This window comes from Limnohabitans sp. 2KL-51, from assembly GCF_003063645.1.
Classification (GTDB): Bacteria; Pseudomonadota; Gammaproteobacteria; order Burkholderiales; family Burkholderiaceae_C; genus Limnohabitans_A.
Map to the genome: position 1 here is coordinate 349566 of NZ_NESJ01000001.1, position 11313 is coordinate 360878.

Here is an 11313-nt window from a genome sequence, read left to right on the forward strand (position 1 = left end):
TTGATAAGATTTCGGAAACATCGGTTCATTAGGTATCACTGTTATTTTTGGCGTAATTTACATTTTTATTGTATCCCGGCAAAAGTATTCATTAAAGAAGAGCATCAAATGATTCTTAATAATTGAATTTTGATTCATCTGAGTGATGCCGACAGGACCCATGACCTTGAAAGCCTCAAGCCCTTGCAGCGGATCAGATTGAATTCGCCAAACACTGCCCTTAGTTAAAAACGGAGACGGGAGGCAGGTAGTGCGGGAAAGCGCAAAGAGCCAAGGAAAGGCCTTGGCAACGGCTTTTTGGGACTGAAAAGACGATCTTCAAACCTACATTTTTTGTAAATTTGATATTTTGATATTTTGATATTTTGAATCGCTGTTCTCACGGGCTTTGGCTTGAGGGCAGGGCAACTGGCAAAGCTCGCGGTCGTTCATCTGGCAGGCTCGGTTGAAGGTGACGACGTGGTCCACCTCGGCGCGGATACCGATCCATTCGCCGAGTTTGTGGTCGTGGTGGCTGGGCACATGGGCCATCAGTTGCTCGCCCGTGGCCAGGCGCAGGGTGTACAAAAACTCCGAGCCCCGAAAAGCCTTGCGGATGATCTGAGCCTTCACCGGGGCATCGTCATCGTGCACGATGTCGTCAGCCCGCAGCAGCACATCGCATTGGCCGTTCTCAAACGCGCAGGGCAAAGGGCATTCGGCCACATCGCGCAACTCACCCACCGGGGTACTGACCAGGATGTGTCCATCCACTTCGCGCAGCGTGGCAGGGGTGAAAACGCCATGGCCAATGAAATCGGCGACAAAGCGGGTGGCTGGGCGGTGATAGAGGCTGTAGGCGTCGTCCCACTGGTGCAACTGGCCTTCGTTCATGACGCCGATCACATCGCCGATCGCAAAGGCTTCGAGCTGGTCGTGTGTGACGAGCAGGGCGGTGGCCTGGGCGGCTTTGAGGATGTTGCGCACCTCGTGGGCCAAGCGCTCGCGCAAGTCGATGTCCAGGTTGGAAAACGGCTCGTCCAGCAGCAGCAGGTCGGGCTTGGGGGCCAAGGCTCGGGCCAGCGCCACGCGTTGCTGTTGACCACCCGAGAGTTCGTGCGGGTAGCGTTTGTCTGAACCCGTTAGCCCCACGAGTTCCAGCACGTCAGCCACCCGTTTTTGACGCTCGGCTTTGGGCAGGTGTTCCAGGCCAAAGCCCACGTTATTCCCCACGTCCATGTGCGGAAACAGCGCATAGTCCTGAAAAACCATGCCGATGCGGCGGCGTTCGGCCGGCTCGGTGTGGCCCTTTTCGCTCACCACCCGGTTAGACAGCAGGATCTGGCCGCCCGATATCGGCTCCAGCCCCGCCACGGCACGCAACAAGGTGGTTTTGCCGCAGCCAGACGGCCCGATCAGCACGCCAATCTCGCCCGATCGCAGCCCAAGGTTCACCCCTCGCACGGCAGGCGCGGTGCTGCCCGGGTATTGAATGTCCAGTTGGCGCAGTTCTAGAAACATGTTTGTGATTGTAGGCAGGTTGCGCCTTGTCACTCATTGCTTGCGCACGCCGCGCCATTGTCACTAGGGACTTGATCCGCAAGCCATGTATGTATGCGTCATGCCCGACAAGCCCTCAGCTTGTCATCCCGGACGTGATCCGGAATCCATGGTTGCAAGGGAGATGACCCCCAAGTCTTTGGCGAACTTGATATGAGGTCACAAGGCATTCAGGGTGCGGCTTCTACAATAGTGCCGATATGCTGACCACCCTGGCCCGCCGCTTATCGGGCCTACCCTCTTTTCTCTATATTTTGCTGACACTGGCTTTGGCCTTGCCTGTGCTGGCCGTTCTGGGATCGTGGCTGCAGTGGAGTGGCGAGAGTGCCAACATCTTGCTCGAGATGGCGCGAACGGTGCTGCCCGATTACGTGCTGACCACGCTGGCCCTGTGCCTGATGGTGGCGGTGGGCGTGACGGTTTTGGGCTTGACCACCGCGGCGCTGGTCACCCTGTTCGATTTTCCGGGTCGCGGCATGTTTGAATGGCTGCTGCTCTTGCCACTGGCCATGCCCGCTTATGTGGTGGCCTATGCCTACACCGACTTCTTGCAGTTCAGTGGACCGCTGCAGGTGGCCTTGCGCGAAGCGCTGGGCTTGCAAGGGCGATTGTGGCCCGATGTGCGCAGCGTCTGGGGCGCGGCCCTGGTGTTCACGCTCTCGCTTTACCCTTATGTGTATTTGCTGGCCCGCACCGCCTTGGTGGAGCGGGCTTCGGGCCTGATGGAAGCAGCCCGCTTGCTGGGCGCACCCTTGTCCCGTCGCATCCGCGAGATTGCTTTGCCCTTGGCTCGACCCGCCGTGGCTGCGGGTGTGGCGCTGGCACTCATGGAAACCCTGGCTGACTTTGGCGTGTCCAGCTACTTTGGCATCCAGACTTTCACGGCCGGGATTTACAAGGCTTGGCTGTCGATGGACAACCGCATTGCGGCCGCGCAGCTGGCCACGGTGTTACTGGCCGTGGTGGTGGTCTTGCTGCAGTTGGAGCAACGCGCCCAAAAGCGCATGCGCTTCAACCAGGGGCGTGGCTCGCGTCAGGGCTCTGCCGAGGCACAGCCGGTGCAGCTGCACGGCACGCGACGCGTACTGGCGTGGACGGTGTGCAGCTTGCCCGTGCTGCTGGGCTTTGTGCTGCCGGTGCTCATCATGCTGCGCGCCTTTCTGGGCGAGACAACCGAGATGCCTTGGGAGCGTTTTGGCCAGTGGGCCTGGACCAGCTTGCGTTTGGGCGCGGTCACGGCGGTGCTGGCGGTGGGTGTGGCGCTGGCGCTGGCCTTCAGCGTGCGCACACGGGCTGACCGCATCAGCCAAGGCGCCATTCAACTGGTGGGCTTGGGTTACGCCATTCCCGGTGCGGTGGTGGTGGTGGGCTTGCTCTTGCCCTTGGGCTGGATTCAACAGACCTGGCCCGCATCATCAGCGGGGGCTTGGATCACCGCCACATCCTTGGGCCTGGTGTGGGCCTACCTGGTGCGTTTTTGTGCGGTGGCTTTGCAATCGGTGCAAAGCGGTTATGCGCGCATTCCGTTCAGCTTGGACGATTCGGCCCGCATGTTGGGCGTGACCGGCTGGGGCTTGATGCGCCGGGTGCACGCGCCTTTGTTGCAGCGCACGACCATCGCCGCTGCCTTGCTGGTGTTTGTGGACGTGATGAAGGAGCTGCCCGCCACCATGGTGCTGCGCCCCTTCAACAGCGACACCTTGGCTGTGGTGGCCTACCAGCTTGCGCGTGACGAGCGCCTAGGTGAGGCAGCGCTTCCCTCGCTGGCCTTGGTGCTGGTGGGGCTGATTCCGGTGATTTTGCTCAGCAGGACCCTTCGGCAGAGGTCCTGAGCGTTGGCTAAAACGCAATCAGCACTTGCCGATCAAAGCGTCTGCCGGTAGCGCTCCAACATTTGGGCCTGGCTTTCGGCCTCGACCTCTTCGCCTTTGAACACACGAATCTGGTCGCGCAGCATCTCGGCCATACTGGGCAGCTTCGCCCGGTCGGTGTGGCGCGAGGCATCCCACAAGCCCGAGCGCATGAAGGCCTTAGCGCAATGCAAATACACAGACTCCACCGTCAAGCGGATAACCAGCGCGGGCGTGCGCCGCGCATCGGCACACAGCGCCAAGTCGGCCGGGTCGGTGGACAACACAGCGCGGCCATTGACGCGCAAGGTCTCGTCAAAGCCCGGCACCATGAACAACAAGCCCAGCCGCCCGGTGGCGATGATGTTCTCCAGCGTGTCCAGCCGGTTGTTGCCTGGTGCATCCGGCAGCAGCAAGGTGTGCGCATCCGGCATCTTGACAAAACCCGGCTCGCCACCGCGCGGCGAAGCGTCCATGTGCCCACCCGCATCGCTGCTGGCCAGCACCACAAAAGGCGACAAGCCCACGAAGCGCGTGGCATGCGTGTCCAGCGCCGGGATTTCTTTTTTGAGTGCGCGCTCTCGTGCGGGGCCATACAGCTCGCGCAGGGCTTCTAGGTTGGTGATGTGTGTTGGCATGGATAAAAAACCGTGGACTTACTTTCCCCAAGAATCCTTCAACCCCGTCACCCGGTTAAACACCGGCTTGGCTCTCGCCACGTGATCCAGGCGGTCCGCCACAAAATACCCAAAGCGCTCAAATTGAAACTTCTGGTCTGGCTGCGCCCCGGCCAATGAAGGCTCCACATACGCTGTGACGACCTTCAAGCTGTCCGGGTTGAGCGACTGCAAAAAGTCTTTGCCGCCCGCATCGGGGTGCGCTTCGGCAAACAGGCGGTCGTAGAGGCGAACCTCGGCCTTCACGCCATCGGCCACGCCCACCCAAGTAATGGCGGCTTTGGCTTTGACGCTGTCGGCGCCGGGGGTGCCGCTCTTGGTGCCGGGGATCACTTTGGCGTGCACCTCAAGCACGTTGCCCGCCGCGTCGCGTGCGCAGCCGGTGCATTCGATCACGTAGCCGCCCTTCAGGCGCACCACGTTGCCAGGGAACAATCTTTTGTAACCCTTGGGCGGCACTTCTTCAAAGTCTTCGCGCTCGATCCACACTTCTTTGCCGATCTGGAACACACGGCCCGCTGGCGGCGTTTGGCCTTCGGCAATCGCGCTGTGGGGCAGTGCGGGTTGGGTGCAGGCTTCGGTGTGGTCGTCGCTGCCAAAGGCCTCGGCCCAGTTGGTCAGCACGAGCTTGACGGGGTCGAGCACGGCCATGCCGCGGTGGGCTTTGTTTTCCAGGTCTTCGCGCAGGCACCCTTCGAGTGTGCTGTAGTCGATCCAGCTGTCGCTTTTGGTCACGCCGATGCGGTCGGCAAACAGGCGCAGGCTCTCGGGCGTGTAGCCCCGGCGGCGCAGGCCCACTATTGTTGGCATGCGCGGGTCGTCCCAGCCGCTGACTTTGCCTTCATTGACCAGTTGCGCCAGCTTGCGTTTGCTGGTGATCACATAGGTCAGGTTCAGGCGGGCAAATTCGTATTGTTTGGGGCTGGGTGCGGCCAGCAGCTTGCATTCGCACAGGCGCTCCATCAGCCAGTCGTAAAACGGGCGCTGGTCTTCAAACTCCAGCGTGCAGATGCTGTGGGTGATTTGCTCCAGCGCGTCTTCGATGGGGTGGGCAAAGGTGTACATCGGGTAGATGCACCAGGTGTCGCCCGTGTGGTGGTGGGTGGCGCGGCGGATGCGGTAGATGGCCGGGTCGCGCATGTTGATGTTGGGCGAAGCCATGTCGATCTTGGCGCGCAGCACGGCGGCGCCGTCGGCCAGTTGGCCGTCACGCATCTCGCGGAATCGCGTCAGGTTTTCTGCGACGGTGCGGCTGCGGAAGGGGCTGTCCACACCGGGTTTGCCAAAGTCGCCCCGGTTGGCGCGCATGTCTTCTGCGCTTTGTTCGTCCACATAGGCGTGACCGGCTTCAATCAGCGCCTCTGCGGCGCGGTACATGAAGTCGAAGTAGTCGCTGGCTTGGTAGGGGGCGGCGCTGCAGTCCTCGGATGCGGCTGCGCCTTGGGCCTGGCCCAGCTGTGCCCAGCTAAAGCCGAGCCACTTCACGGCGTCGATGATGCTGTTGACGTATTCGGTGTCTTCTTTTTCGGGGTTGGTGTCGTCAAAGCGCAGGTGGCACACGCCGCCGTATTCCTTGGCCAGCCCGAAGTTGATGCAGATGCTTTTGGCGTGGCCCACATGCAGGTAGCCGTTGGGCTCGGGCGGAAAGCGGGTGCGGATCTTGGCCGGGTCGGGTTGGCCTGCAGCGTGGTGCGCAGCGTCGCCCGGGCTGCCTGCCCAGCGGCGGCTGGCATAGGTGCCCTGCTCGATGTCTTTGTCGATGATCTGGCGCAGGAAGTTGCTGACTTTGTGGTCGGCGCTGTTGTCTGGAGTGGGGGAGGTCATAGCGTCTGATTTTAGGGGTTGGCGCGGGTCTGGTTGCGTCAGCGACGTTACGACTGGAAACCAATATAAAGCGCTGGCTGTCCACCGAATGCTGAGCTGGCGCGCTAAAGGGCAAGGGAGCATGCTTTCAAGAAAAGCCAACGCCAACAGAGGAACTTTGTCATGCTTTTTCAGTTCAAGTCGTCGTTTTCAAGATCCTTGGCCTTGCTCGGCATGTTGGGTCTGGGCTTGGTGCAAGGCGGTTGTGCCCATCCGGTGGTGGTCGAGCCGTCGGTGTCGGTGCATTCGCGCATCGGCCATGTCCCGATTTACAGCCAGGTGGTGGTGCCTGGTTCGGTCTATTACGCCCCGCCGCCCCGTGTGATTTATGCCCCACCACCGCCACCCCGTGTGATTTATGCCCCGCCACCCCCGCCGCGTGTGGTGTACGTGCCCCGGGCTCATGTGCCTTGGGGCCACCCCCCAGCGCAAATTTGGGGCTACGGACACGACCGGGGGTACCGTGGTCATGAGCGCCGACACAACCGCGAGGACGAGCGAGACCGGGGTCACGATGGGAGAGGGCATCGCGATCACTGGCGGCACTGAGCGGCCGCAGTGGGCCAGGTGGGTGCAGGGGCTGAAGATGCTGTCCTGCAAGGGCTAAGCCACTGGTTCAGGGCCGCTGGCGTAGCACCATCTCGTCGCGCCGGATTTCCACGTCAAAGTGTTTGAGGAAGGCTTGACCCAGCAGGGCTTGCGTGGGTGGCATCCCGGTCAAGCCCACCGTGACGCTGGCATCGTTGAGCACCAAGTGGCCCGCCCGCACGGGCACGCTGCGCACCAGTTGGCCCGGGCGCTGGCCGTTGGCGGTGTGCAAGGTGATGCTCTGGCCCGCAGGCAGTCCGGCCTGCGTGGCCAGCGCTTGGCTCACACTCACATGGCTGGCCCCGGTGTCCACCAAAAACGTGACGGGCTGGCGATTGACTTCGCCCTCGACATGAAAATGCCCGTCGCGCTGGCGCGGAATGACCAAATCGCCCGAGCTGAGCGCATAGGGCTTGAGGCTGGCCTGGCGGTTTTGCTCTATGCGATCAAACACCAGATACAACACCCCGGCCACAGCCAGCCACACGGCCGTGATGGCGAACGCGCCGAGGCGGGCGGTTTTGTGGAGCGGGGGCGTGGCCACGATTTAACCCGCAGCGCCAGACCAAAGCCATTGGCCCAACAAACGTCCGGGCAACAAGGTGAATGCGCCTGTCACCACACAAGCCGATGCATAGAGCCACTGCATGGTTTTCCTATGACCTGCAATGTTGCCATCAGCCAGATAGCGGAATGACCGGTACAGGCTGACCAAGGTCAGGGGAATGAGCAGGTGGATCGGGGTGTAGCCCCAGATATTGGGCAGATTGAAGTCGCGGATGAACAGACCTGAAAGAGCAGCGCCTAGCATACAGGTGACCCAGGCGTAACCCAATGCCCGGTGAAGACGGGGTCGTTTGATACGGCCCATGCGGGCCCAAAGTGCCCACGGACCCAAGACTGTGGCAGTCAGAGCCAAGGTCATGTGGAAGGCGATGGTGTGTGTCAGTTGCATGGTGATGACGGAAGATTTTTTGTTTGGACAGCACTGTGACACAGCTTTGTAAGGCGTTTTCAACCGTTGATTTTGGTACCTTGTCCAGCAGCGATAATCCCCCCAGTTTTTCGAGGAGCGTTTGTGGACCTGATGTTGTTGCTGAAAGCCGCCGTGATGGGCGTGGTCGAGGGGCTGACCGAGTTCTTGCCGATCTCGTCCACCGGGCATTTGATTTTGGCGGGGGCTTTGCTGGGCTTCGACGATGACAAGGCCAAGGTGTTTGACATCGCCATCCAGACGGGGGCGATTTTGGCAGTGATCATTGTGTATTGGCAAAAGATCAGCAGTACGGTGCGCGCTTTGCCGCACAGTGCCGATGCCCAGCGTTTTGCGCTGAATGTGTTCATCGCTTTTGTGCCCGCCGTCATTTTGGGTTTGCTGTTTGGCAAAGCGATCAAGGCGAACTTGTTCACCCCCGAGGTGGTGGCCACCACCTTCATCATCGGCGGCTTCATCATCTTGTGGGCCGAACGCAGACAGACCAGCGCTGTGCGCATTGCCGAGGTGGAAGACATGCGCTGGCAAGACGCACTCAAGGTGGGCTTGGTGCAGTGCCTGGCCATGATTCCGGGCACCAGCCGCAGCGGCGCGACCATCATTGGTGGCATGTTGCTGGGCATGTCGCGCAAGGCGGCGACCGATTTCTCTTTTTACCTGGCCATCCCCACGCTGATTGGCGCAGGGGCTTACAGCCTGTACAAAGACCGCGCTTTGCTGAGCATGGCCGATGCGCCCATGTTTGCAGTGGGTCTGCTTTTCTCGTTCTTGAGCGCCTGGGTGTGTGTGCGCTGGCTGCTCAAGTTCATCTCGACCAACAGCTTCGAGGTGTTTGCCTGGTACCGGATCGTGTTCGGTCTGGTGGTGCTGGGCACGAGCTATACCGGATTGGTGACCTGGGCGGCTTGATAGGGTGCACCTAGGCGACATGCTGGGCCTTGGGCCGCACCCAGAATGAAATTTCCTTGTTTGACGCATCCTGCGGATGCTTTTGTTCAAAGCCCCCTGCATGTCTGACACCCTCTCCGCCTCTTTTCGCCGTCTGGCTTGGTCCAATTTGCTGGCCCAGTCTGCCGAGCAGCTGAGCCTGGCGGCTGTGCCCATCGTGGCGGTGCTCTTGCTGCAGGCCGGTCCCGGCGAAATTGGTTTGCTGGCCTCCATCCAATCGCTGCCGTTTTTGCTGCTCTCCATGCCGCTGGGCCTGCTGGCCGACCGCACTTCGCGCACGCGCTTGATGGCGCTGGCCGAGATGCTGCGGGCCTTGGCTTTGTTGTTGTTGCTGGCGCTGCTCGTCACCGGGAATGTGTCGATTGCGGCTTTGGCCATCATCGGCTTCATGGCGGCCGTGGGCACGGTGGCGTTCAGCGTGGCCGCGCCATCGCTGGTGCCCGCGCTGGTACAGGTCGATGGTTTGGCGCAAGCCAATGGGCGGTTGGAGTTGGCGCGCAGCGCGGCGTTTGCCGCAGGCCCGGCTTTGGCCGGGGCCTTGATCGCCTGGACCGGGGCGTCGGCGGCGTTCGTGTTGTCGGGCATGTTGTCGGTGGCGGCGGTGTTGTGCTTGCGCGGTATCGTCGAACCTGCACGCGCCCCCATGCCAGCGCGCCACCCTTTGCTGGAGTTGCAAGACGGGGCCAAGTGGGTGTGGCAAAGCGATTTGCTCAGGCCCATGATGTTTTGTTCGATCGCCTGGAACATTTCTTGGTTCATGCTGCAAGCGGCCTATGTGCCCTATGCCATCCATGACCTGGGGCTGGATGCGAGTGGCGTGGGCGTGACGCTGGCTTTGTATGGCGTGGGCATGATCTTGGGGGCATTGCTGGCGCCGCGTGTGGTGCGAGCGCTGCCGTTTGGGCAGGCGATTTTGCTCGGGCCTTATTTCTCGGTGCTGGCGGCGGTCACCATGGCGCTGACCTTGTATTGGCCGCAGGGCTGGCTGGCGGCGCTGTCTTACTTTTTCTTTGGGGCGGGGCCGATCATCTGGACCATCACATCAACCACGCTGCGCCAGACGGTGACGCCCCGCGCCATGATCGGGCGGGTCACGTCAATCAACATCGTGGTCAGCACAGGCGCACGGCCTTTGGGGGCGGCGCTGGGCGGTGTGGTGGGGGTGAGCTTTCCGGTGTCGGTGAGCTTGTGGTGTGTGGTGTTGGGCTTTGGCCTGCAGGCCATCATCATCAGCGCGTCCAAGGTGCGCACACTCAAACGCTTGCCTGACCCTTTGCCCGCATGATTTAAAAAACAGAGGAGACAACACCATGCAACAAGCCGCGTTTGAAGAATTGTTGAAGCGGTTTTCGACCGCTGCCGAAGCGGGTGATGGCGAAGCCTTTGCGCAGTGTTTCACGCCAGACGGCGTGTACCACGACTACATCTACGGCGACCACACGGGCCGTGCCGACATCGCCCACATGATGAGCGACCTGTTCCACCGCGATGCCGGGCCGGACTACCGCTGGGAGATGTTCGAGCCCGTGTGCAATGGGCAGGTGGCCTATGCGCGGTCTTTGTCGAGCTTTACCTCGAAGGTGCCCGAGTTTGCGGGGCGGCAGGTGGTGATCGACGGCATCAGTCGCTTTGAGCTGCGTGACGGGCTGATTTGCGATTACAGCGAATCGGTCAATGGCGGCGTGGCCATGGTGCAGCTGGGGGTGGCTGCGCCGCGCCTGGAAAAAGTGCTCAAGCGCTGGAGCCAGCAGCTGCTGGACCAGGCCGCTACCCAAGCATTTTTGGCCCGTGGCAAGCGCACGGTGTGAGTTGTTTCATGTTTCTTTGAAAGGTATTGCCATGAATTACCAAGACATCATTTACAGCGTTGAGCACCGCATCGCGACCATCACCTTGAACCGGCCAGACAAGCTCAACGCCTGGACCACCGTCATGGAACGCGAGGTGCGCCAGGCCATGGATGCCGCCGCTTCAGATGATGACGTTCGCGCCATTGTGCTGACGGGGGCAGGGCGGGGCTTTTGCGCTGGGGCCGACATGGATTTGCTCAAGGGCCTGGACCCGAGCGACATCACCGCGACCACTTGGACGAAACCTTTTGATGTGAACCAGCGGCTGGATTACCAGACGCGCTATGGGTTTTACCCGGCGATCCCCAAGCCGGTGATTGGCATGCTGAACGGCGCAACGGCGGGCATTGGTCTGGTGCACGCCTTGTATTGCGACATCCGTTTTGCGGCCGACAACGCGGTGTTTACCACCGCGTTTTCAAGGCGCGGCTTGATTGCCGAGCATGGCCTGAGCTGGATGCTGCCCAAAATCGTGGGGCATGCCAACGCGATGGATTTGTTGCTGTCGGCCCGAAAGGTGATGGCCCCCGAGGCGCAGGCCATGGGCTTGGTCAACAAGGTGTTTGCGCCAGAGGCTTTGGCAGCCGCAACGTATGCCTATGCGCGTGATTTGGTGGACAACGTGTCGCCGCGCTCGATGGCTGTGATCAAGCGCCAGCAGTACGACGCGCCATTTCAGACCTTGGCAGAGAACACCCGCCAGGCCAACGTGGAGATGGCCCGCAGTTTTGCGAGTGACGACTTTCGCGAAGGGGTGGCGCATTTCATGGAGAAACGCGCCCCGCAATTCACGGGTAAATGAGGCTCAGGGGCGGAATGTCGATTCGGCTCCAAGATGTTTGAATTGCCTCTGCGTTGATCGGCCATGCGTTTGTATTTGTAGACATGATGGATGACCTGCCCACCTGACAAACGTGGGTTAAGTTGATGGGTGCGAAACCTTTATCAACCCAGTGCCATAACTCAGGAGGCAGGTCATGAAACAGTTTAACGATATCTACGTG

12 protein-coding genes are annotated in these 11313 nt (G+C 60.9%); 6 read left to right on the top strand and 6 right to left on the bottom strand.

Features of this window, described 5'->3' with window-relative positions; all coding sequences use genetic code 11:
- Window positions 1–324: 324 nt before the first annotated feature.
- Window positions 325–1500 (bottom strand): ABC transporter ATP-binding protein, encoded by a 1176-nt coding sequence (locus B9Z49_RS01600; RefSeq protein WP_108351670.1) that lies wholly within the window; start codon window positions 1498–1500, stop codon window positions 325–327.
- A gap of 239 nt (window positions 1501–1739) precedes the next feature.
- On the opposite strand from B9Z49_RS01600, the gene B9Z49_RS01605 reads away from it, so the two are divergent.
- The gene (locus B9Z49_RS01605) at window positions 1740–3371 is read left to right on the top strand and encodes an iron ABC transporter permease (RefSeq protein ID WP_108351671.1); all 1632 of its coding nucleotides are present in this window, start codon (window positions 1740–1742) and stop codon (window positions 3369–3371) included.
- Window positions 3372–3403: 32 nt separating this feature from the next.
- Here B9Z49_RS01605 and B9Z49_RS01610 read toward each other — a convergent pair whose 3' ends face one another.
- Together B9Z49_RS01610 and B9Z49_RS01615 are read right to left on the bottom strand one after the other, a co-directional pair.
- The gene (locus tag B9Z49_RS01610) at window positions 3404–4027 is read right to left on the bottom strand and encodes a pyridoxamine 5'-phosphate oxidase family protein (RefSeq protein ID WP_108351672.1); all 624 of its coding nucleotides are present in this window, start codon (window positions 4025–4027) and stop codon (window positions 3404–3406) included.
- Between the two features lie 18 nt (window positions 4028–4045).
- Window positions 4046–5890 (bottom strand): glutamine--tRNA ligase/YqeY domain fusion protein, encoded by a 1845-nt coding sequence (locus tag B9Z49_RS01615; protein WP_108351673.1) that lies wholly within the window; start codon window positions 5888–5890, stop codon window positions 4046–4048.
- A 162-nt stretch (window positions 5891–6052) separates the two neighbouring features.
- Between B9Z49_RS01615 and B9Z49_RS01620 the strand changes: the two genes are divergently transcribed.
- Entirely contained in the window at window positions 6053–6478 is a 426-nt protein-coding gene (locus B9Z49_RS01620; protein ID WP_108351674.1) for a hypothetical protein, read from the top strand.
- A 67-nt stretch (window positions 6479–6545) separates the two neighbouring features.
- Here the strand turns inward: B9Z49_RS01620 and B9Z49_RS01625 are convergent, their stop codons facing one another.
- Window positions 6546–7061: a TIGR02281 family clan AA aspartic protease gene (locus B9Z49_RS01625; RefSeq protein ID WP_158273397.1), complete on the bottom strand. Its 516-nt coding sequence runs from the start codon at window positions 7059–7061 to the stop codon at window positions 6546–6548.
- A gap of 3 nt (window positions 7062–7064) precedes the next feature.
- On the bottom strand, window positions 7065–7472 hold the full coding sequence (locus B9Z49_RS01630) for a DUF2306 domain-containing protein (protein ID WP_108351721.1): 408 nt from the start codon (window positions 7470–7472) through the stop codon (window positions 7065–7067).
- A 123-nt stretch (window positions 7473–7595) separates the two neighbouring features.
- Here B9Z49_RS01630 and B9Z49_RS01635 point away from each other — a divergent pair, with 123 nt between their 5' ends.
- The 4 genes from B9Z49_RS01635 to B9Z49_RS01650 all read left to right on the top strand — a co-directional run bounded on the left by B9Z49_RS01635 (window position 7596) and on the right by B9Z49_RS01650 (window position 11111).
- The gene (locus B9Z49_RS01635; protein WP_108351676.1) at window positions 7596–8420 is read left to right on the top strand and encodes an undecaprenyl-diphosphate phosphatase; all 825 of its coding nucleotides are present in this window, start codon (window positions 7596–7598) and stop codon (window positions 8418–8420) included.
- A gap of 100 nt (window positions 8421–8520) precedes the next feature.
- Complete coding sequence (locus B9Z49_RS01640; protein ID WP_233254457.1) at window positions 8521–9744, top strand: MFS transporter; 1224 nt, start codon at window positions 8521–8523, stop codon at window positions 9742–9744.
- 25 nt (window positions 9745–9769) lie between these two features.
- On the top strand, window positions 9770–10267 hold the full coding sequence (locus tag B9Z49_RS01645) for a nuclear transport factor 2 family protein (RefSeq protein WP_108351678.1): 498 nt from the start codon (window positions 9770–9772) through the stop codon (window positions 10265–10267).
- 31 nt (window positions 10268–10298) lie between these two features.
- A complete protein-coding gene (locus B9Z49_RS01650; protein ID WP_108351722.1) occupies window positions 10299–11111 on the top strand; it encodes an enoyl-CoA hydratase in 813 nt (270 codons plus the stop codon).
- On the opposite strand, the gene B9Z49_RS22130 is transcribed toward B9Z49_RS01650, so the two are convergent.
- A partial coding sequence (locus B9Z49_RS22130) for a hypothetical protein (protein WP_233254458.1) occupies window positions 11098–11313 on the bottom strand: 216 nt, incomplete at its 5' end. The genes B9Z49_RS01650 and B9Z49_RS22130 overlap by 14 nt on opposite strands.